Source organism: Herminiimonas fonticola, assembly GCF_040395855.1.
GTDB classification, from domain to species: domain Bacteria; phylum Pseudomonadota; class Gammaproteobacteria; order Burkholderiales; family Burkholderiaceae_D; genus Oxalicibacterium; species Oxalicibacterium fonticola_A.
In genome coordinates this window covers 1-19,845 of sequence record NZ_JBEBPO010000002.1, presented here as the reverse complement: position 1 = coordinate 19,845, position 19,845 = coordinate 1, and the positions used below count along the sequence as shown (strand labels likewise).

Below are 19,845 nucleotides of genomic sequence, written 5' to 3'. Positions count from 1 at the left end.
GCCCCTTTTGCGAAAAATCATTATGAACATGACACCCCAGGAAATCGTTTCGGAACTCGATAAACATGTGGTCGGCCAGGGCAATGCCAAGCGCGCGGTCGCCATCGCCCTGCGCAACCGCTGGCGCCGCCAGCAGGTTGCAGAACCGCTGCGCCACGAAATCACGCCGAAAAACATCCTGATGATAGGACCCACCGGCGTCGGCAAAACTGAAATCGCGCGCCGCCTGGCCAAGCTGGCAGACGCGCCTTTCATCAAGATCGAAGCCACCAAGTTCACCGAGGTCGGCTACGTCGGCCGCGACGTCGACACCATCATTCGCGACCTGATCGACATCGGCATCAAGCAGACGCGCGAAGCCGAGACGCGCAAGGTGCGCGCGCGCGCCGAAGATGCCGCAGAAGATCGCGTGATCGACATTCTGGTGCCGCCGGCACGCGATTTCGGCTTTCATCCATCGAATACCAGCGTTCCTGACAACAGCAGCGGCAATGCCACGCGCCAGACTTTCCGCAAGCGCCTGCGCGAAGGCGTACTGGACGATACCGAGATCGAGATCGAACTGGCCGAAGCCGGGCCGACGATGGAAATCATGGCCCCGCCCGGCATGGAAGAAATGACCGAACAGATCAAATCGATGTTTTCCGGCGCCAGCAGCAATCGCAAGAAGGCGCGCAAGATCAAGATCCGGGAAGCGATGAAGCTATTGATCGAGGAAGAAGCCGGCAAACTGGTCAACGAAGACGAACTCAAGCAAAAAGCCATCGCCAATGTGGAACAGAACGGCATCGTTTTTCTCGATGAAATCGACAAGATTGCCAACCGCTCCGAAACCGGTGGTGGCGAAGTGTCGCGCGCCGGCGTGCAGCGCGATCTGCTGCCACTGGTGGAAGGCACCACCGTCAACACCAAGTACGGCATGATCAAGACCGATCACATCCTGTTCATCGCATCGGGCGCATTTCATCTCGCCAAGCCTTCGGATCTGATACCGGAATTGCAGGGGCGCTTCCCCATCCGCGTCGAACTGGAATCACTGTCGATCGCCGATTTCGAGCGCATTCTGACCGGCACCGACGCCTGCCTGACCAAGCAGTACGAAGCCTTGCTGGCCACGGAAGGCGTTACCATTGAATTTGCGCAGGATGGCATCCAGCGGATGGCGGAAATCGCCTATTCGGTCAATGAAAAAACCGAGAACATCGGCGCGCGCCGTTTATATACGGTGATGGAAAAACTGCTGGAAGAAATTTCGTTTTCCGCCGGCAAAAGCCCGGATCAGACGCTCGCCATCGATGCCGCCTATGTGAATGAAAGACTGGGCGCCTTGTCGGTGGATGAGGATTTGTCGCGCTACGTGCTGTAATTACCTGCGGTAAGATCGATAATCATCATCGACAGGGGCCGCGCATGGCAGCATGCGCGGCGTTACCATCATGGCCAATAAAGCGCTCGCCAAACGGCAAAAACTCACCATCCGCATCGAGCCCTCGCAACAGGCGTTGAAGCCGCGCAATCATCTTGCACTGGCGGCAAAACAGCGTGTTGCCGGACCACATCAAAAATCGATTTCAGCCCAGCGCCAGGGACAAAAACGTTTGCTGAAAATCAAATTATCCGAACCTGACGAACAATAAAACGCATCCCGGCAGGCCCCGGATTGATCCGGCACGATTTGTTTGCTATAAGGAATGCAGAGCGCAGGTTTTCATGCGTTTGACGGTATTGGAATAACGTTGAGGAGAAGATGATGGCTCTACCGCACGCAAGATCCGGCCAGTTGATCGATGTCCGGCCACTAGGCGAACGAATCACCGCTTCCGTTTCAAATGCGCTTTTCAAAACACCGCAACTTGAGTTGATGCGTCTGGTGCTGCCGCACGGAAAAGGCATGCCGGAACATACCGTTCCCGGCCCGTTGACGATCCAATGCCTGGAAGGTGCGGTTGAATTGCAAGCGCACCAAACCACGCAAACCCTGCACGCCGGCGAGCTGGTTTACCTGGCAGGCGGCGAACCGCATGCCTTGCACGCACTGGAAGATTCGTCGGTTTTATTGACGCTGCTGCTGTTGCCGCATTGATTGCAGCATGGCACGCGCACTGTTTGATGCTGTGCGCACAGACTTCAGGCCATTTCATTGCGCGCATCGCGCGCGAGCAGGCGGCTGACCATTTCCAGCGGTGAATCACCATCGAACAAGACTGCCGCAACTGCATGCGTAATCGGCATATCAATACCGTGTTCAGTCGCCAGCGCACGCACTGCCTGTGCGCAACGCACGCCTTCGGCAACATGACCCAGTTCGGTCACGATCTGCTCCAGTTTTTTCCCCTGCGCCAAGCCCAGCCCTACCTTGCGGTTGCGTGACAGGTCGCCGGTACAGGTCAGAATCAGATCGCCCATGCCGGCCAGACCCATAAAGGTTTCAGTACGTCCGCCAAGTGCGACGCCGAAGCGCGTGATTTCCACCAGGCCGCGTGTAATCAGCGCCGCGCGCGCATTCAAACCGAGCTTGAGGCCGTCGATGATGCCGGTGGCAATCGCCAGTATGTTTTTTACCGCGCCGCCAACTTCGACGCCGATCACATCGTCGGTTGAATAAATGCGCATGCTCGGCCCATGCACGGCACTGACTACCAGTTCGCGCAAGGCTGCGTTATCGGAAGCGATCGCCAATGCACAAGGCAGGCCGTGCGCAACCTCTTGCGCAAAAGACGGGCCCGACAGGGCGCCGGCAGGAACATCGCTTCCCAATACTTCGCGCACGATCTGATGCGGCAGCAAATGCGTGTCCGCCTCGAAGCCCTTGCACAGCCAGACGATGTTTGGAATCGCATACGACTTCAATTGCATGGCCAACGGGCGCAATCCTGCCAGCGAAGTTGCCACCAGCAGCAGGCCATCCGTCCCGACATGTGCAAGCGCGGCAGAAAAATCCGCACTCAGGGACAGGCTGTCCGGCAAACGGAAACCGGGCAGATAGGCGGCATTTTCGCGTTGCTGCTGCATATCCCGCATCGCAGCGGCATCGCGCCCCCATAACATCACAGCATGCCGGTCAGCCAGCGACATCGCCAAGGCCGTACCCCATGCGCCTGCACCAAGTATTGTGATATTCATTCTTTGGATTTGATAGACAAGAGTGAGAATACTAACAGGAGCGCACATCGTCAGAATGTCGCGCACCAATGATGGTCAACAGAATCTGCGCGGCATCCATGAAAACTGTGCCGCCACTTCCAGCTTGCGCCGATACGCAATCTATTCCGCAGTTGTTCTGCCGTTATTCCTTACTCGCCCCACACTTCACCGATTTTTGCAAAGCCGATCGGCCCATCCCTGTGCTTCAGCTTGACCCAACCCGAAGCTGGCGGCGCCACCAATTCAAGCAGCACGCCTTTATCAACCGTCGCCACCACGGCAGAGGCATCTTCCGCCGCTGCATGCAATTTCAGGTTGGCGGTCGTCGCCACCACGGTGCGTTTCGATGTCAACGCGCTGGTTTCTATCCAGGACAAGTCGCCGGCGGCATCACGCACCTTGCTCCAGCCATTTTGCGTCAACACGATTTCCACCGGCATGCCGCGCGGTGCGACAAATATCTTGCGCCCCCGGTCTGACGGTGCGTTATACAGCACGGCAGGATTGGCACCCACCGACTTGAACTCGGCCGCGCGCACCGCGCTCATGGCCAGCGTAGGGGCCAGCAAAGCTGCAAAGACAGCGGAAGACCATTTCATGCGATCACCTTCACACATTATCGGGAACTTGCAGATGCATCGGACGACGCACCTGCAAGGAAGGACTTAGTGCTTTGCTGCCGAACCGTCAGGCATCACGATGCCGGAACCGTTGGTAGCGTGTTGCTGCGCCAACGCTTCCAGACGCTGCTGATAAAACACTTCGAAATTGATTTCCGACAGATGCACAGGCGGGAAACCGGCGCGTGTAATGGCGTCCGCGATATTGGCGCGCAGATAAGGGTAAATCGTGCTTGGGCAACCGATGCCGATCAGCGGATCCAGCTGTTCGTCCGGAATGTTGCGCGCCTCAAAAATACCTGCCTGCTTGGCTTCCACCAGGAAGGCGACCTTGTCATTGATTTTGGCCGTCACCGTAATCGTTACGGTCGACTCAAACATGCCTTCAGCCAGCTGTTCTGCGCCGACATCCACTGCCACTTCAATCACGGGAGCAGCCTGCTCAAGGAAAATTGCCGGGGAATTAGGTTGTTCCAGCGACAGATCTTTCAGATACACACGTTGGATCTGGAATACGGGTTGCAGATTTTCGTCAGCCATGAAGCACTTTCAGTCAGATTAAAAATGGAGGGCTCACCCTCCGGGCAGGTTACAGCATGAACATTGCGATGTCGCAGATGCGCACCGCTTCAGGCGCCTTGCAGCAAGGCATCCAGCTTGCCGAGACGTTCCAGCGCATTCAGATCGTCAAAGCCGCCGACGTGCGTATCGCCGACATAAATCTGCGGTACGGTGCGACGGCCGGTTTTCTGCATCATCGCGGCGCGTTGCGCAGGATCGAGATCGATGCGAATTTTTTCAATCGTTTCTATCCCCTTGGCCGTCAACAAGCGTTCCGCCATCGTGCAATACGGGCAGACGCCGGTGCTATACATCACTACATGCGCAGTCATATTGATCCTCTCTTACTTGACGACAGGCAGGCCTTGCGATTGCCATGCATCCAGTCCACCGAGTAAACTGGCCGCGTTGGCGTAACCTGCCTTCTTCAGTTGTGCGGTTGCTTTTGCCGATTGCAAGCCCTTGGTGCAGACCACAATCACCGGCCGCTCCTTGAATTTTTCCAGCTCGCCTACGCGGGTTTTCAATTCTTTCAACGGGATGTTTTTTGCATCGCGGACATGTCCGGTCGCAAAATCGTCGGCGTTACGGACATCGAGAATCAGAACTTTTCCCTGATTGATGATCTGTGTTGCCTGCAAGGCAGTCACTTTTGCACCGGTACGTTGCAAGGTATGCACGATCAGTGCGCCGCCCGACACCAGCACGATGCCGATGAGAAAAATGTTATCAATGATGAATTTCACGGTGATCCAATTAGTTGAAAGAGTGTTCGCATTATAAAATAGAAGACCGAATACAATTCGGATTCGGCATTTTGCATCAAAAAACCATTACTTACCTATCTGACTCATGTACAAAATCGTATTGATGCGCCACGGCGAGTCCACCTGGAACCTCGATAATCGCTTTACCGGCTGGGCCGATGTCGATTTGACTGAAAAAGGCTGTGCTGAAGCAAAGCACGCCGGCAAACTGTTGCGCGAAGCGGGATTTACCTTCGATCTGGCTTATTCCTCGGTATTAAAGCGCGCGATACGCACCATGTGGATCACGCTGGACGAAATGGATCTGATGTGGATACCCGTCGTCTGCGACTGGCACCTGAACGAACGCCATTACGGCGCCTTGCAAGGCATGAACAAGGCTGAAACCGCGCAGGAATACGGCGCCGATCAAGTATTGCAATGGCGTCGCAGCTACGACATTCCGCCAAAATTGCTGGCGGAAGACGATCCACGCACCATGTACAAGGATCCGCGTTACGCCGCCTTGAAGCACGAAGAAATTCCACTGGGGGAATGCCTGAAAGACACGCTGTTGCGCGTGGAGCCGTACTGGAACGACACCATCGTGCCATCCATCCGGGCCGGCAAGCAAATCATCATCTCGGCGCACGGCAACAGCCTGCGCGCCCTGATCAAGATTCTCGACGACATCAGCGATCAGGATATTGTTTCGCTGAGCATTCCGAACGGCCGCCCTATCGTGTATGAACTGGATGAAAATCTGAAACCCATTCGTCATTACTACCTGGGTGATCAGGAATCGCTGGCAGCGGCCGTCAAAGCTGCCGCCAGCCACGGGCCAGTGCTATAAACTCCGTGCAACTTCCATTTTTATCACGCATCAAACGCAACACGCGCATCCTCGCCCGGCCACATCCGCTGGCATGGCCGACGATGCGCATCATTGGCTCGGTCGTCTTGCTGGCGCTGCTGGCCGGTGTGCAGCTACAGGCGCAGGCGCAAAAAGTCACCGATCGCAGCAAGCAAAAGAAAATCGCCGAAAGCGAGCGCGCCGATCTGCGGCAAAAACTGACGACGCTCAAACGCAGCATAGACAAGACGGAAACCGCAAAAAGCTCCGCCGCCAGCGCACTCGCCAAATCGGAAGAAGCCATATCGGATGCACAACGCAATTTGCGGGATCTCTCCGAAGAACAGCAGCAAACCCAGGCGAAACTGAACGAGTTATCACAGCAGCAGGCCGCACTGCAGAAAATTGTCGAAGCGCAGCAAAGCCAGCTCGCCACATTGCTACGCGAACAATATGTCGCCGGCAATGAAGATCGCATCAAGCTGCTGCTCTCCGGCGACAATCCGAATCGCATCAATCGCGAACTGCAATACATGGGCTACATCTCGCGCGCGCAGGCAGCGCTGATCGAAGCGCTACGCACCAATCTGGCAAAGATCGAAGACAATCAGGCGGCAGTACAAAACGCCAAGGAAGAGCTGGATGAAATCGCCGCCGAAGCGCGCGACCAGCACGCCATCCTGCAAAAGGAAAAAGCCCAGCGCGCCACGCTGCTGGCGCAACTGTCGAACAAACTGGTCGCGCAGCGCAAGGAAGCCGGCAATATCGAGCGTGACGAACGACGTCTCGCCAGCCTGGTGGACAAGCTGGCTGTATTGATTCAGGAACAACGCAAGGCGGAAGCGGCAGCGGCAGAAAAACGCCGTCAGGAACGCGCGGCGCGTGCGCGCGAAGAACGTGAAAAACGTCTGGCACAGGCAAAAAAACGCGGCACGCCGGATGAGAAGGCGTCGAGCGGAAAAATCACCAATCCGAATGCGATTGAAGACGACGAACCGCCATCCAAGACCCTCGCCAGAAATGAACTCACACCCGATGCCAGCACCCAGGATGGCGCCTTCGCTGCATTGCGCGGCCGCTTGCGGCTGCCGATACGCGGCGACCTGATTGCCAAATTCGGCAGCAAACGCGGTGACGGCCCAAGCTGGAAGGGCTTGTTCATACGCGCAGACGAAGGCACGGAAGTCAAAGCCATTGCTGCAGGCCGTGTTGTTTTTGCCGAATGGCTGCGCGGTTTCGGCAATCTGATCATCGTCGATCACGGCAGCCAGTACATGACGATTTACGGCAATAATCAATCCGTATTGAAACATGCCGGCGATGCCGTCAAATCAGGCGAAGTCATTGCCAGCACAGGTAATAGCGGCGGCAATGAACAATCGGGTTTATACTTTGAAATGCGGCACCAAGGTCGCGCGTTTGACCCACTTGGCTGGGTAACTATTAGGTGAACATGGGAACGAAACTCAAGAATATCGGACTGATCGGTTTGGGCATGATTGCCGGTGCGATCGGCATGGGCACACAACTGGACGCAATGGCGCAGAAAAGTGCCGGCAATCCATTGCCACTCGAGGAATTGCGCCAGCTGGCCGATGTGTTCGGTCTCATCAAATCGGATTATGTCGAACCGGTAGAAGACAAGAAACTGCTGACGGAAGCCATTTCCGGCATGGTGTCCTCGCTCGACCCGCATTCCGCCTATCTTGATAAAAAAGCATTCAAGGAATTGCGTGAAGGCACGCAAGGCAAGTTTGTCGGCCTCGGCATCGAAGTCGGGATGGAAGACGGCTACGTCAAAGTCATTTCGCCGATAGAAGATTCACCCGCCTATCGCGCCGGCATCAAGGCTGGCGATCTGATCACGCGGCTGGATTCGACACCGGTCAAAGGCATGACGCTGGACGAGGCCGTCAAGAAAATGCGCGGCGAACCAAACACCAAGATCACGCTGACCATTGCGCGCAAGGATGAGGACAAACCCGTCGTCATCACAATCACCCGCCAGGAAATCCGCGTACAAAGCGTGAAGGCAAAAGTAGTAGAGCCGGGCTATGCGTGGTTGCGCATAGCGCAATTCCAGGAGCCGACGGTCGATGACATGGCGAAAAAAATCGCTGCGTTGTACGCCGAAGACCCGAAACTGAAAGGTCTGGTGCTCGATCTGCGCAACGATCCGGGTGGCGTATTGCCAGGTGCGATCGGCGTCTCGGCGGCCTTCCTGCCGAAAGATGTCGTCATCACTTCGACCAATGGTCAATTGCCTGATTCCAAAGCCAGCTTCTATGCACGCCGCGAATTCTACGCTGCGCGTGCTGTCGGCGATCCGCTGGCAAAACTGCCGGAAGCGATCAAGAAGATTCCTATGGTGGTGCTGGTCAATTCCGGCTCCGCCTCCGCTTCTGAAATCGTGGCCGGCGCACTGCAGGATTACAAGCGCGCCACCATCATGGGCACGCAAACTTTTGGCAAGGGCTCGGTACAAACCATACGCCAGCTGTCTGCCGATACCGCTGTCAAGCTGACCACCGCACGTTATTACACACCTAGCGGCCGTTCGATTCAGGCCAAGGGCATCGTCCCGGATCTGATGGTCGATGAAACCGCCGAAGGCGATGGCTTGAACAGCCTGCGTCTGCGGGAAGCCGATCTGCAAAAGCACCTGACCAACGACAAGGACAAGGAAGCGGAAAGCGCACGCCCCAGCCTCGATGAACTGGAAGAAGATCAGCGCATCGCCGCCCTGGAGAAAAAACGCAAACCACTGGAATTCGGCAGCAAGGACGATTTCCAGCTGGCGCAGGCCTTGAATCATTTGAAAGGTTTGCCGGTTGTGCTTTCAAAAGTGAAAGTCGAAGTGAAGAAAGAAGCCGGTATCAATCAGCCGAAAAACGGCGACAAGAAATAGTCGCAGGCAAACACAAAAAAGCCGCAGCGATGCGGCTTTTTTGATAAGTGCGATACTGTCGCCGCACAAAACGCATTACGAATCAATGCATCAAGAATTACGTCCGGATTATTTATGAACGATCAGCAATTACTACGTTATTCACGCCATATCCTGCTCGATGAAATAGATATCGAAGGGCAGGAAAAACTGCTGGCGGCGCATGCATTGATCATCGGTGCCGGCGGACTGGGTTCACCGGCGGCGTTTTACCTGGCTTCTGCCGGCATCGGCACCATCACGCTGGTGGATGACGATACAGTTGATCTGACCAACCTGCAGCGGCAAATTCTGCACACGACAGAACGCGTCGGCCAGGCCAAGGTTGTATCGGGACAAAAAACGCTGGCCGACATCAATCCCGGCATCAAGGTCGTCGCCTTGCAGGAACGCGTGACGGGCGAACGCCTGAACGAACTGGTCAGCCAGGCATCGGTCGTGCTGGATTGCAGCGACAACTTCGCGACGCGTCATGCCATCAATCGCGCCTGCGTTGCCAATCGCGTACCGCTGGTTTCCGGCGCCGCCATCAAGTTCGACGGCCAGGTCAGCGTGTTCGATACGCGCAACGACAAGGCCCCCTGCTATGCCTGTCTGTTCCCGGAAGACCAGCAGTTTGAAGAAGTCAATTGCGGCACCATGGGCGTGTTCGCACCGCTGGTCGGCATCATCGGCAGCACGCAGGCAGCGGAAGCATTGAAACTGGTGGCCGGCATAGGTGAATCGCTGGCCGGACGCCTGCTTTTGCTGGATGCACGGGCTATGGAATGGAGCAGCATCAGGATCGCTCGCAATACCAGTTGCAGCGTATGCGGACAGGCGCACTAGCCAACAAGCCGCGCATCAGCGCATGCATTAGCTCAACTGCTCGTACATCCCTGTAATTCTATCCATCGTCTCCAGAATTCTTTCGCTGGTGGTCGCTACATTGGTGGCGAAGCGAAACTTGCTCTCATTGCTGTCGGCGCTGCTTTTCAGCGCCTGGTCAAAGAAGAGCCATTGCTGTTGCGCCAGCGTGATTTCCTGCTTGATGGCTGAAGTGTTTTTTGGCGAATCCGACAACTCCTTCATCGCACGCAGAAATTCCTCGCGCGCCTTGGCCAGATTCATCAAGGCATCCGGCGATGCCACGCCCCAATTGATGGCCTGATAAAACTTTGCCATGCGCTGCGACAGCATGCGCTGACGTCCGGAAATATTGACCAGATGTGCGGCGGCAGTACCCGACGATTTTTCCAGTTGTACGGTGACTGTATGCGCCAGCGCCAGCACTTCCTCGCTGATTGCCATCACCGCCTTGGCATCCAGCCGATTCGGCGCATTGCTGATCAATGCACCCTTGTAACGCCCCCATGTCTTCCTCAGTTCGGTTAGCGTCGCCCGGCACTCCGCCGTCGGTGCAAACGCTTCCAGTTCACCCAACTGACGCTCGAACAAGGCAAGCGAGACATTGAATATCTTGCTGGAACGAGCCAGGTCTACTTCCTGACCAATCTGCAAATAGCTTTTCGCCAGGCGTTGCGACAGCATGCGCTGGCGACCGGATTTGTTGATCGCGTCGTTGATATGGACGATGGAGGAATCGGCACGGGAAAAACCGGAAAAACTTCCGCTTGCCGCCACGCCGGCCAGAAGAAAGTGACGTCTGTTCATTTTTATTCCCTGTTATTTTTTGAAACAGCCCAACGACATGCAATGCACAAGATCCGATGATATTCATCAAGTGCAAAAGCTATGCCAGAGAACTGTCCATCACGCATCTCCGCCTGCGTCACGACGGACCGTATCGATAACCAAACTGGTGCACATCCACCACCAGTCCCCCATCCATGCACCAACAACGCGTATCCCGTCCTTTACATAACTTTACCGCTCGCATGCGCTATCTCAACAGAGCACACCTAAAGTAACAACATGCCTGCACAGGCACCAACCGAAACAAAGGAGTTTCAATGAACAAGCACACCACACAATCCGTATCGTCATCCGGCTCGCGCAGCCGTCGCCTGTTGATGGCAGGAGCAAGCGCCGTCATCGTCGGCGCCATCTCGCTGGCCGGCATCAGCTATGCTGCCGACAATCAGGCCGCACCGGCCAAGGTCGAGAAGCACGAGCGCCACGATGGCAAACACGGACAAATGAATCCGGAACATGCGGAAAAACGTTTTGAGCGCATGCTGCATCGTCTGGTGCCGGATGCCACCGCGGAACAGAAAACCAGGTTGGGCGCAATCGCCAAATCTGCCTTCGCCGATCTGCAACCCTTGCGTCAGCAAGGCCGCGACCTGCATGCACAACGCAGCAAGCTGTTGTCTGCCGCCACCATCGATCGCACGGCGCTTGAGCAACTGCGCCAGACTGAGCAGCAACTGGCCGACCAGCGTTCGCGTCGGGTAACGCAGGCATTTGCCGATGCAGCAGAAGTGCTGACGCCGGCACAACGCGTCAAGGCGGTGGAAGAAATGAAAAAACATAAGCGTGGTTTCGGTCACGGCTTCAATCACGGCCCACGCTCGCATCATGGTCATGAGCACAAGCCCGCAGCTGAAGCAGCAAAAGCGCAGAAGTAAGACATTCTGCCGCCGCAGCGTTTGAAGCGATGTCGTTATATCGCTCCAAATGCTGTGCGCGGCAGTGTGCTGCACGTTCGCATGCATTGCCGCTCTTTTATTCTGCAATGCAAGTCATGGCGGCAGTGTTTCACCAGGCCCCTGTCGTTTTGCCTGCGAAATGGAATTACACTAGACAGATGAATCAACGCCTACTCATGATTGAAGACGACCAGCGCCTGGCAGCGATGGTCGCCACCTATCTTGGCCAGAACGGCTTCGATGTGCAACACAGCGCCACCGCCGCCGAGGGACTGCAGCAGTTGCAGCATGCAAGCGCGAGCGCATCTTTCGCCATCGTCCTGCTGGACCTGATGCTGCCGGATGCAGACGGGCTTGATGTGTGCCGCCAGATACGCACGTTTCCGGCGCCGCTCAATACCCTGCCCATCGTCATGCTGACCGCCAAGGGCGACCCCATGGATCGCGTGGTCGGACTTGAGCTCGGCGCCGACGATTACATTCCGAAACCGTTCGAGCCGCGCGAATTGCTGGCACGTTTGCGCGCCGTGCTGCGACGCCAGCAGGGCGCGCCAGCCACCGACGGCCACGTGCTGCGCTTCGGTCGTCTCGAAATCGACCTCGATGCGCGCGTGATTCGCCTCGACGATCAGGACAAGCCGGTTACTTCCTATCAATTCAATCTGTTGGCAGCCATGGCCGAGCGCGCCGGACGCGTACTGTCGCGCGAACAACTGATGGATGCCGTCAAGGGCGAACCGCTGGAAGCCTTCGATCGTTCCATCGATGTGCACATCGGCCGCCTGCGCGCCGCCATCGAAGACGATCCTAAACAACCCAAACGCATCATCACCGTACGCGGTGCCGGTTATGTATTTGCAAAGGCGCAAGATGTCTGAATCAAGCACGCGCGGACGTTTCAACTGGTCGCACCGTTTGTATATCCGCATTTATCTGGCGATGCTGATCAGCCTGACTGTCGCCGGCCTGCTATTCGCTGCCGCGTGGCGCATCAATGCAGACGCACGACAAATCGGCCCCAGCCTGGAATCGTTTGCCGCCATTGCCTCCGATATATTGCCGCCTCCCGAAGCCAGCAACGAAGAACAACAGCAGGCGCTTACACGCTGGCAATCGCGCATGCGCGCCGACTTGGCGCTGTATTCAGCCAAGCGTGAAAAAATCGCAACTGCCGGACGTGAGCTGCCGCCGCTGGATGCAGCGCAAACCGTCAGCGGCTGGATGGGCGGCGGGCCGCCGGTGTTCGCCGTCAAATTACCGGACGATCGCTGGCTGGTCGGCCAGCATCCGGGCCGACGCAAACCACCTTTCAGTTTTTTCACCACGCTGATCCTGATCGGGCTGGCGATAGGTATAGGCTCGTATCCGATTGTGCGGCGCCTGACGCGCCGGCTGGAGCGCCTGCAAACCAGTGTCGAAGCGCTGGGAGCCGGGCAATTGTCGACCCGTATTGCAGTGGAAGGACAGGATGAAGTAGGTCGCCTGGCAAGCAGCTTCAATCGTTCGGCGGCACGCATAGAAGCGCTGGTCGATGCGCAGAAAGCCTTGCTGGCAAATGCCTCGCATGAATTGCGCTCGCCGCTGGCACGCATACGCATGGCGATTGAATTGATGGGCCCGCAGGCGCAACCGGAAATCCGTAGCGAACTGCAGCGCAACATCGGCGAACTGGATCAATTGATCGATGAGATTTTGCTGGCCAGCCGGCTCGACGCTACCCCCGACACTGCACAGACATTTGAAACAATAGATCTGACTGCACTGGTCGCGGAAGAATGCGCGCGCATCGGTGCGCAACTGGATGCACAGGCCATCGAGTTGTCTGGCGATGCACGGCTGCTGCGTCGCCTGGTGCGCAATCTGCTGGAAAATGCCAAGCGCTACGGCAATGACACGCCGATTACCGTGACCCTGGCGACAGCACAGGACAGCACTGTTCTATTACAGGTGTGCGATGGCGGGCCCGGCGTGCCGGTGGCAGAACGGGAAAATATTTTCGAACCCTTTTATCGCGTAGCCGGTGCCAGCGAACGCGAAGGCGGGGTTGGTCTAGGCTTGAGCCTGGTACGGCAAATCGCGCGCCGGCATGGCGGCGACGTCGTGTACGTCGCCCGCGATGAAGCGGGCAGCTGCTTCAGGGTCACATTGCCGGCATAAAGCTATTGTCGGCATGTATTCGTCTCAGTCGGGCCAGACGATCCGTGCCGGCAATACGCCACGCAGGGCATTGCAGACGATCACTTCGTCTGCCGCGCGCAAGTCATCCAGCGTCAGAATCTTTTCCTGCGCATCCCATGCGGGATCATCCAGCAATACGGCACGCATGACGCCCGGCAAAACGCCGACGCTCAGGGGCGGCGTATACCAGCGGCCATCCAGTTTGACGAACACACTGCTGCGCCCGCCTTCGCTCAACTGGCCGGCGCTATTGCAGAACAATTGGTCGAACGCGCCCTGCTGTTCCGCTGCACGCCATGCAGCGTCGTATCCGCTTCGGATCGTGGTTTTGTGGCGCAGGAAAATATCGCCGGCATCGGTGCGATCTTCTGCCAGCAGAATCTTGACCGGCAGTTGCAGTGGCGCCAACGGTGCCGTTTGTATCGTGCAATTGCCATCCGCCTGCAAGGCCAGGCGCAAGCGATGCGCACTGTTTTCTGTCAGTTGTGCGCAGGTATCGCGCAATAAGGTTCCGATCTTGTTTGCGTCGAAGGCAAAACCGAAATAGCCTGCCGATCGCTGCAAACGCTGCAGGTGCCGTTCGAGATGACGGCATCCTTCATCGTGCGTGGCATATATCGTTTCAAACAATTCAAATTCGCCGCGCATGCCGGTCAAAAAGCTGGCCTTGAGCCGGCACTCTTCGTACTCTGCCTGCGCCTGGCTGTCATGCACGATGCCGGCGCCCACGCCCATTTCACCGCGACGAATATTCTGCTTATCCTGCGACTGCAATTGCAGGGTGCGGATAGGCACCGACAAACAAAAATTGCCAATTGCCTGTTCTGCCGGCAGCGGATCGAACCAGCCTATCGCGCCGGTATAAATGCCGCGCGGACTGGCTTCCAGTTCGCGGATGATTTGCATCGTCCTGTGCTTGGGTGCGCCGGTAATCGAACCGCAAGGGTACAACGCCGCGAATATCTGCGGCAGCGTCAGGCCGGCGCGCAATTGCGCATGCACGGTCGAGGTCATTTGCAGCACGCTGCTGTAACGCTGCACATCGAATAGTTTATCGACGACCACTGAACCGACTTCGGCGATCCGCCCCAGATCGTTACGCAAGAGATCGACGATCATCAGGTTTTCCGCGCGATTTTTCGGGTCAGCTGCCAGGGCATGTGCAGACGCTTCATCCTGCTGCAGATTTCCGCTGGCGGCCGCCGTGCCCTTCATCGGTCTCACTGTCAGCTTGCCATCGTCATGCCGCACGAATAATTCCGGCGACAAGGACAGCACTGCGCGGCCATCCGGCAACGCAATCAATGCACCATACGGCACCGGCTGGCGCTCATGCAGGCGGCGATACAGTGCATGCAGCGAGCCGTAGGCATCGAAGCGCAAACGGTAGGTGTAATTGACCTGATAGGTATCGCCTGCCGCGATGTAATCGTGTATCCGCGCCAGTGCGGCATCGAAGGCCGTCTGATCGATATCGGCATGCACATTGGCGATTCCTGCCGGCGTCGACGACTCCTGCTGCGCCAGCCAGCTTGCCACCTGCGATGCGGAAAGTTTTTCGCAACGATCGAACAGCAGTATTTCAGCCAGCGGCTGATCAGCTTGCTGCAGTTCTTGTTCGTGCGGTGCAATATCGTGCAGGGCCGCGCCTAATTCATAGGCAAACAGCACAAGGGCAAAGCGGCCTTGCAACAGCTGCTCCTGCATCTGTTGCAGCAAGTCCGGCAATTGATCTGCATGCCGGCATGACAAGGTGCCTGCATGCGCCGAATAAAGACGCGAACGCGGCTGGTCTGCGCTGGCGTCGCAATCGTCGAGCAGCGCAAAGCAATCGTTGGAAGAATCGGCGGGAACAAACAGGGACATAAGTCAGGAAAAACGATGCGGAGCAAGACGCTATTGTACGACCAAGCGGGATGCGCCAACCGGCGGGAAACGGCCCGCTCTCAGTGGCTGGCGGCAATCGACAGCGACTGCGCCATTTTCAAGCCAGTAGTATTGCGATCTGGGCGGCGGTATGCGCCGAAGGATTCTGCTTGAAGCCGGTCTTGGCATAACGCTGCCAGTGCCCCAGCACCGTGCTGGTAATCAGATGCGCGCGCGCGGCGACTTCCGCTTCATTCGCCTGCCCTTGCGTGACCGCCACGCGCAAGGCCTGCTTGAGCGCCAGCTCGATACGGTCGATAAACTGGTTCATGCGCAGCTGCAAACGCTCGTCTTCATTGACCAGCGCATCGCCTATCATGACGCGCGTCATGCCGGGATTGCGTTCGGCAAAATTGAGCAGCATGACGATCATTGCCTGCGCCTGCGACAAACCGTTTTCCTGCTGCTCGGAGATCTTGTTGATCAGGCCGAACACGGTGGTTTCGATGAACTCGATCAAGCCTTCAAACATTTGCGCCTTGCTGGCGAAATGCCGATACAGTGCCGCCTCCGACACTTCCACGCGCGCAGCCAGCGCTGCGGTCGTGATTTTTTCTCCCTTGGGCTGCTCCAGCATGGTTGCCAGTGTCTGAAGTATCTGCAGCTTGCGTTCGCCTGGTTTGGTCGTCGCCATGGTTTTATATTTATAGGTAGGTAAACAATCGGACTAGCGCAATCGATGCAACTGCCTGAATAGTTGCCCTACGGATTTTACTTTGACATCGACATAAATAGGGCGTTTTATATGCCCCACTGTTGCGCCGTTGCCAGTTAATGCGCCTTTGCTCGAATCGGCGGCCAGATATTGCGTGACCCACACGGTTGCCAGGCCCAGCGCTTTGGCGCCTTTCAAATGACTCACCGTGTCTTCCACCAGCACGCATCGCCCTGCCCTTATTCCTTCTTTTGCCAGCAGCTTGCGCAGCATCGGCTTCGACGGCTTGGGCCGCAAGCGGCCATGCACGCGCATCGCTTCAATCGGTACATGCTGCGCGAAGTGCTTATGCAAACCCAGATGCCGCAATACCTGATGCGAATAACGTCGTGGCGCATTTGTCAGCAGGATTTTTCGCCCCGGCAGGCGGCGCAACAATTTCCCCAGTCCGCGTTCGGCACGTATCATCGCCGCCAGATCGTCGAAACGATGCGCCTCGCGCAAGAAATCTTCAGGCCGCACCTGATGATGATTTACCATACCGAGCAAGGTCGCGCCGTAACGCTGCCAGTAGGCGACGCGCGCGGCATTCACCGCTGCCTCATCCGAAGCCGCACCAGCCTCGTTCAGCACCTGTGCGATGTAGGCATTCATGTTCAGGTTGATCGCCGGAAAAATCGCATGCGATGCGTCATGCAGCGTGTTATCCAGATCGAACAGCCAGGTCAGCTTGGGCATTGTTTTTACGTCAGGTTATCAATACAAGTTAGGGAATTGCATGCGTCGTTATGTCGTTTTTATTTTCACCGCATTGTTCAGTCTGTACGCAGCAAGTGCACACGCTGACAAGGCTGTCACACAAACAACATCGCCATCAGCAAACGGACAGAAACATGTTATTCCGCAGCGCGGAACGCTGTATCGCGCCACCCATGGCAGCAATGTCAGCTATCTGTTCGGCACTATCCACGTCGGTCAGACAGCATTCTACCCACTCGAGCCGCAAGTGACGCGCGCATTATCCGATGCAAAGAAACTGGTGATCGAAGTCGACATAAACAATACGGAAGCAATGCGCCTGGCCATCATGCGACACGGCATCTATCCCGATGGACAAACCATCAACCGGCATCTATCCGCCGACGGTAGCGTGCAATTGAGACAAGCGTTAAAACGCGTCGATATTCCATTTGAAAGCGTCGCGCGCATGAAGCCGTGGATGATTGCCAATCTTTTGCTGATACAGGAAATGGCACGCAATGGTTTCCCGACCGAGCAAGGTATCGAAAAATACTTCATCTCGATCGCACAAGAACAGAACAAGCCGATACAGGAACTGGAGACAGCCGACTATCAACTCTCGCTGTTCGACAGCATGACTGACGCAGAACAGGAAGAATATCTGAGGGAAAATCTTGCCGAACTCGCCAATGGCGACGCCATGAAAAAGGCACTGGCTTTAATCTCAGCATGGCAGAACGCGGATGCCAGGGCGCTGGATGGTGCCTTGCTTGAAATGCAAAAAGGAGAGACGGCCTCAGACAGATTTTTGCAACAGGTCTTGCTCGACAAGCGCAATCCGAATATGGCGAACAAGGTGGAAACCTTGTTGAAAACCGATAAGACAAGCTTTGTTGCGGTTGGTGCGCTGCACTTGCTGGGCGACAAAGGCGTACCCAGCCTGTTGCAAAAACGCGGTTACGAAGTGCAAAAAATATATTGAACGCCCCCTTCCCCGGGCTTCCGCCATGCCAGTGCTATGCCGTCACGCATAAGAATTTCACAACAGGAGCACAATAATTGCTTTGATAATTTTCTCATGGCAACATATATTGAAGAATCTTGTCATTGCAATATGTTCACGCACTCCGCTATTTCGTTAAGTCATATCGATTCCAGCACGCTATCCAGCAAAACGGCCATGCTTTATCCAAAAGAAAAAGCATGCCCTGATTCATGATGTTGCCTTAAGAAGGAATGTCTGATGAACACAATTCAATTATTTGAATGGCTAAGCGTACATATCCGTGCAATACGGATTGCCATGATTCCCTTGCTCGCCATTCTGATCGCCGGCATTTATGTTCTCGTCTATGCCACGGGCGGCATCAAATTCGTTTATTCGCATTCGATGTATCTGGCCATTCTGCTTTCCGGATTCATATTCGGCGTACGCGGCGGATTGATCGTGGGACTGCTTGGCGGCATCACCCTGGGGCCTTTCATGCCCATCGATGTCAGCACCGGAGAACAGCAGAACGCCATCAACTGGCTCTATCGAACCGGATTTTTTATATTGATAGGGATGGCCTGCGGCGGCGCCAGCGATAGCGCAAGATCTTACCTCCGGCACTTGAAATGGATTGCGCGTCATGATCCGGTTACCCGGCTGCCAAATCGCCATGCATTGCTGAATGCCTTATCCGATCTGCAGAAAATAAAAAACGCCACACACCTGCATGCACTTGCCGTGGTCTCGCTGCAAAATGCAATGGAGCTGAAATCAGCATTTGGCTTCGACATCACCGAAGCCGTGATCCAGCAATCGGCCGATCGTTACCAAGACATTTTGCAAGGCAATGCACGGATCTATCGCATCGATTCAGAACAATTAGGCATCCTGATAGAAAACCGGAATGCGCAAGCAATCGATGCCTTGCTCGCGGCATTGATTAAAGGCGCACAGCAGCCATACCAGTTCAACGCCATTCCTATTCATGTCGATTCCCGGCTTGGTTATGTCACCTTCAGCAAGGTGATACAAGCCCCCGAACTCTATCTGCAACGGGCTGAATCGGCCCTGATCTCTGCCAATGAAAAAGTACTGGACTGCGTTGCCTACAATCCGGAAATCAGCAATTTTGCAAAGGAAAATCTATCCATCCTCGGCAACCTGATGAGCGCCCTCGAGGAAGGCCAGCTATCCATGTATTACCAACCGAAGATCTCCATTAAAACCGGGGAAATTCACGGCGTGGAAGCGCTCATGCGCTGGAATCACCCTGAACGCGGCAACATTCCTCCCGGCATTTTTATCCCGCGTGCGGAGCAAAGCACACTCATCAATCTGATTACCGAGTTTGCCCTCGAACAGGCCATGGAACAAATTGTGAAATGGCGGGAAAACGATATTCATCTTCCAATCGCCGTCAACATCTCGCCGCGCAATCTGCTGCAACCCGGTTTCTCGGATCTGGTACTGCAGCTTCTGCAACGCCACGATGTCAGCGGCCACATGCTGGAGCTGGAAGTAACGGAAGGCGCCTTGATGACCGATATTACGCACACCATATTGGAACTGAGCCGTTTGGCAAATGCAAAAATCACCATTTCCATCGACGACTTTGGCACCGGCTATTCCTCATTGCAGTATTTGCACCAACTCCCTATTTCCCTCATCAAAATCGATCAATCTTTTGTGCGCAGACTTCCCGGCGATAAAGGTGCGGTACATATTGTAGAAGCCGCCGTGACACTGGCACACCGGATGGGAATGAGAACCATCGCCGAAGGAGTGGAAGATCAAAGTGCTTACGCACTGCTGGCAGATCTGGGATGCGATATTGCACAGGGTTTCATGATTTCTCGCCCATTACCTGCTGCAGAGTTTGAGAAATGGCTCAC

Annotated in this window: 21 protein-coding genes; 12 read left to right on the top strand and 9 right to left on the bottom strand. The window is 55.9% G+C overall.

The window, feature by feature from the left end:
- Positions 1 to 22: 22 nt before the first annotated feature.
- The 3 genes from hslU to ABWP27_RS00625 all read left to right on the top strand — a co-directional run bounded on the left by hslU (position 23) and on the right by ABWP27_RS00625 (position 2,083).
- Positions 23 to 1,366, top strand: a complete 1,344-nt coding sequence (gene hslU, locus ABWP27_RS00635; protein ID WP_353152354.1) for an ATP-dependent protease ATPase subunit HslU — start codon at positions 23 to 25, stop codon at positions 1,364 to 1,366.
- A gap of 70 nt (positions 1,367 to 1,436) precedes the next feature.
- Complete coding sequence (locus ABWP27_RS00630; protein ID WP_353152352.1) at positions 1,437 to 1,637, top strand: hypothetical protein; 201 nt, start codon at positions 1,437 to 1,439, stop codon at positions 1,635 to 1,637.
- A gap of 113 nt (positions 1,638 to 1,750) precedes the next feature.
- Positions 1,751 to 2,083: a cupin domain-containing protein gene (locus tag ABWP27_RS00625; protein WP_353152350.1), complete on the top strand. Its 333-nt coding sequence runs from the start codon at positions 1,751 to 1,753 to the stop codon at positions 2,081 to 2,083.
- A 44-nt stretch (positions 2,084 to 2,127) separates the two neighbouring features.
- Here ABWP27_RS00625 and ABWP27_RS00620 read toward each other — a convergent pair whose 3' ends face one another.
- The 5 genes from ABWP27_RS00620 to ABWP27_RS00600 all read right to left on the bottom strand — a co-directional run bounded on the left by ABWP27_RS00620 (position 2,128) and on the right by ABWP27_RS00600 (position 5,071).
- Positions 2,128 to 3,123: an NAD(P)H-dependent glycerol-3-phosphate dehydrogenase gene (locus tag ABWP27_RS00620; protein ID WP_353152348.1), complete on the bottom strand. Its 996-nt coding sequence runs from the start codon at positions 3,121 to 3,123 to the stop codon at positions 2,128 to 2,130.
- A 170-nt stretch (positions 3,124 to 3,293) separates the two neighbouring features.
- The gene (locus tag ABWP27_RS00615) at positions 3,294 to 3,743 is read right to left on the bottom strand and encodes an SH3 domain-containing protein (protein WP_353152346.1); all 450 of its coding nucleotides are present in this window, start codon (positions 3,741 to 3,743) and stop codon (positions 3,294 to 3,296) included.
- A gap of 66 nt (positions 3,744 to 3,809) precedes the next feature.
- Positions 3,810 to 4,304, bottom strand: coding sequence for a protein-export chaperone SecB (secB, locus tag ABWP27_RS00610; protein WP_353152345.1), 495 nt, complete (start codon positions 4,302 to 4,304; stop codon positions 3,810 to 3,812).
- A gap of 89 nt (positions 4,305 to 4,393) precedes the next feature.
- On the bottom strand, positions 4,394 to 4,657 hold the full coding sequence (grxC, locus tag ABWP27_RS00605; RefSeq protein ID WP_353152343.1) for a glutaredoxin 3: 264 nt from the start codon (positions 4,655 to 4,657) through the stop codon (positions 4,394 to 4,396).
- A gap of 12 nt (positions 4,658 to 4,669) precedes the next feature.
- A complete protein-coding gene (locus tag ABWP27_RS00600; RefSeq protein ID WP_353152341.1) occupies positions 4,670 to 5,071 on the bottom strand; it encodes a rhodanese-like domain-containing protein in 402 nt (133 codons plus the stop codon).
- A gap of 106 nt (positions 5,072 to 5,177) precedes the next feature.
- Here ABWP27_RS00600 and gpmA point away from each other — a divergent pair, with 106 nt between their 5' ends.
- From gpmA to ABWP27_RS00580, 4 genes are all read left to right on the top strand, one after another.
- Complete coding sequence (gene gpmA, locus ABWP27_RS00595) at positions 5,178 to 5,924, top strand: 2,3-diphosphoglycerate-dependent phosphoglycerate mutase (RefSeq protein WP_353152339.1); 747 nt, start codon at positions 5,178 to 5,180, stop codon at positions 5,922 to 5,924.
- A gap of 83 nt (positions 5,925 to 6,007) precedes the next feature.
- Entirely contained in the window at positions 6,008 to 7,375 is a 1,368-nt protein-coding gene (locus tag ABWP27_RS00590; RefSeq protein WP_353152468.1) for a murein hydrolase activator EnvC family protein, read from the top strand.
- Positions 7,376 to 7,377: 2 nt separating this feature from the next.
- The gene (locus ABWP27_RS00585; protein ID WP_353152337.1) at positions 7,378 to 8,832 is read left to right on the top strand and encodes a S41 family peptidase; all 1,455 of its coding nucleotides are present in this window, start codon (positions 7,378 to 7,380) and stop codon (positions 8,830 to 8,832) included.
- 114 nt (positions 8,833 to 8,946) lie between these two features.
- Positions 8,947 to 9,699, top strand: coding sequence for a HesA/MoeB/ThiF family protein (locus ABWP27_RS00580; protein WP_353152335.1), 753 nt, complete (start codon positions 8,947 to 8,949; stop codon positions 9,697 to 9,699).
- Between the two features lie 27 nt (positions 9,700 to 9,726).
- Here ABWP27_RS00580 and ABWP27_RS00575 read toward each other — a convergent pair whose 3' ends face one another.
- Positions 9,727 to 10,524 carry a type IV pili methyl-accepting chemotaxis transducer N-terminal domain-containing protein gene (locus ABWP27_RS00575; protein WP_353152333.1) on the bottom strand — a complete coding sequence of 266 codons (798 nt, stop codon included), beginning with the start codon at positions 10,522 to 10,524 and terminating at the stop codon, positions 9,727 to 9,729.
- Positions 10,525 to 10,823: 299 nt separating this feature from the next.
- Here ABWP27_RS00575 and ABWP27_RS00570 point away from each other — a divergent pair, with 299 nt between their 5' ends.
- From ABWP27_RS00570 to ABWP27_RS00560, 3 genes are all read left to right on the top strand, one after another.
- On the top strand, positions 10,824 to 11,441 hold the full coding sequence (locus ABWP27_RS00570) for a Spy/CpxP family protein refolding chaperone (protein WP_353152331.1): 618 nt from the start codon (positions 10,824 to 10,826) through the stop codon (positions 11,439 to 11,441).
- 179 nt (positions 11,442 to 11,620) lie between these two features.
- Positions 11,621 to 12,340 (top strand): response regulator, encoded by a 720-nt coding sequence (locus ABWP27_RS00565; RefSeq protein WP_353152329.1) that lies wholly within the window; start codon positions 11,621 to 11,623, stop codon positions 12,338 to 12,340.
- Positions 12,333 to 13,619: a sensor histidine kinase gene (locus tag ABWP27_RS00560; RefSeq protein ID WP_353152327.1), complete on the top strand. Its 1,287-nt coding sequence runs from the start codon at positions 12,333 to 12,335 to the stop codon at positions 13,617 to 13,619. Before ABWP27_RS00565 ends, ABWP27_RS00560 begins: the two co-directional genes overlap by 8 nt.
- 24 nt (positions 13,620 to 13,643) lie before the next feature.
- Here ABWP27_RS00560 and pabB read toward each other — a convergent pair whose 3' ends face one another.
- The 3 genes from pabB to ABWP27_RS00545 all read right to left on the bottom strand — a co-directional run bounded on the left by pabB (position 13,644) and on the right by ABWP27_RS00545 (position 16,959).
- Positions 13,644 to 15,506: an aminodeoxychorismate synthase component I gene (gene pabB / locus ABWP27_RS00555; protein ID WP_353152325.1), complete on the bottom strand. Its 1,863-nt coding sequence runs from the start codon at positions 15,504 to 15,506 to the stop codon at positions 13,644 to 13,646.
- 118 nt (positions 15,507 to 15,624) lie between these two features.
- Positions 15,625 to 16,200 (bottom strand): nucleoid occlusion factor SlmA, encoded by a 576-nt coding sequence (slmA, locus tag ABWP27_RS00550; RefSeq protein ID WP_353152323.1) that lies wholly within the window; start codon positions 16,198 to 16,200, stop codon positions 15,625 to 15,627.
- A 33-nt stretch (positions 16,201 to 16,233) separates the two neighbouring features.
- Positions 16,234 to 16,959, bottom strand: coding sequence for a pyrimidine 5'-nucleotidase (locus ABWP27_RS00545; protein ID WP_353152321.1), 726 nt, complete (start codon positions 16,957 to 16,959; stop codon positions 16,234 to 16,236).
- A 40-nt stretch (positions 16,960 to 16,999) separates the two neighbouring features.
- Between ABWP27_RS00545 and ABWP27_RS00540 the strand changes: the two genes are divergently transcribed.
- Together ABWP27_RS00540 and ABWP27_RS00535 are read left to right on the top strand one after the other, a co-directional pair.
- Entirely contained in the window at positions 17,000 to 17,944 is a 945-nt protein-coding gene (locus ABWP27_RS00540) for a TraB/GumN family protein (RefSeq protein WP_353152319.1), read from the top strand.
- 261 nt (positions 17,945 to 18,205) lie between these two features.
- Positions 18,206 to 19,845, top strand: a 1,640-nt coding sequence (locus tag ABWP27_RS00535; protein WP_353152317.1) for a putative bifunctional diguanylate cyclase/phosphodiesterase, incomplete at its 3' end; no start/stop codon positions are given.

Excerpts from the sequence above, each read along its gene's own strand:
- ABWP27_RS00620 (WP_353152348.1), bottom strand. The coding sequence starts at position 3,123 with ATGAATATCACAATACTTGGTGCAGGCGCATGGGGTACGGCCTTGGCG.
- grxC (WP_353152343.1), bottom strand. The coding sequence starts at position 4,657 with ATGACTGCGCATGTAGTGATGTATAGCACCGGCGTCTGCCCGTATTGC.
- gpmA (WP_353152339.1), top strand. The coding sequence starts at position 5,178 with ATGTACAAAATCGTATTGATGCGCCACGGCGAGTCCACCTGGAACCTC.
- ABWP27_RS00625 (WP_353152350.1), top strand. The coding sequence starts at position 1,751 with ATGGCTCTACCGCACGCAAGATCCGGCCAGTTGATCGATGTCCGGCCA.
- ABWP27_RS00560 (WP_353152327.1), top strand. The coding sequence starts at position 12,333 with ATGTCTGAATCAAGCACGCGCGGACGTTTCAACTGGTCGCACCGTTTG.
- pabB (WP_353152325.1), bottom strand. The coding sequence starts at position 15,506 with ATGTCCCTGTTTGTTCCCGCCGATTCTTCCAACGATTGCTTTGCGCTG.
- ABWP27_RS00565 (WP_353152329.1), top strand. The coding sequence starts at position 11,621 with ATGAATCAACGCCTACTCATGATTGAAGACGACCAGCGCCTGGCAGCG.
- ABWP27_RS00580 (WP_353152335.1), top strand. The coding sequence starts at position 8,947 with ATGAACGATCAGCAATTACTACGTTATTCACGCCATATCCTGCTCGAT.
- hslU (WP_353152354.1), top strand. The coding sequence starts at position 23 with ATGAACATGACACCCCAGGAAATCGTTTCGGAACTCGATAAACATGTG.
- ABWP27_RS00630 (WP_353152352.1), top strand. The coding sequence starts at position 1,437 with ATGGCCAATAAAGCGCTCGCCAAACGGCAAAAACTCACCATCCGCATC.
- ABWP27_RS00570 (WP_353152331.1), top strand. The coding sequence starts at position 10,824 with ATGAACAAGCACACCACACAATCCGTATCGTCATCCGGCTCGCGCAGC.
- secB (WP_353152345.1), bottom strand. The coding sequence starts at position 4,304 with ATGGCTGACGAAAATCTGCAACCCGTATTCCAGATCCAACGTGTGTAT.
- ABWP27_RS00575 (WP_353152333.1), bottom strand. The coding sequence starts at position 10,524 with ATGAACAGACGTCACTTTCTTCTGGCCGGCGTGGCGGCAAGCGGAAGT.
- ABWP27_RS00585 (WP_353152337.1), top strand. The coding sequence starts at position 7,378 with ATGGGAACGAAACTCAAGAATATCGGACTGATCGGTTTGGGCATGATT.
- slmA (WP_353152323.1), bottom strand. The coding sequence starts at position 16,200 with ATGGCGACGACCAAACCAGGCGAACGCAAGCTGCAGATACTTCAGACA.
- ABWP27_RS00615 (WP_353152346.1), bottom strand. The coding sequence starts at position 3,743 with ATGAAATGGTCTTCCGCTGTCTTTGCAGCTTTGCTGGCCCCTACGCTG.
- ABWP27_RS00590 (WP_353152468.1), top strand. The coding sequence starts at position 6,008 with ATGCGCATCATTGGCTCGGTCGTCTTGCTGGCGCTGCTGGCCGGTGTG.
- ABWP27_RS00540 (WP_353152319.1), top strand. The coding sequence starts at position 17,000 with ATGCGTCGTTATGTCGTTTTTATTTTCACCGCATTGTTCAGTCTGTAC.
- ABWP27_RS00545 (WP_353152321.1), bottom strand. The coding sequence starts at position 16,959 with ATGCCCAAGCTGACCTGGCTGTTCGATCTGGATAACACGCTGCATGAC.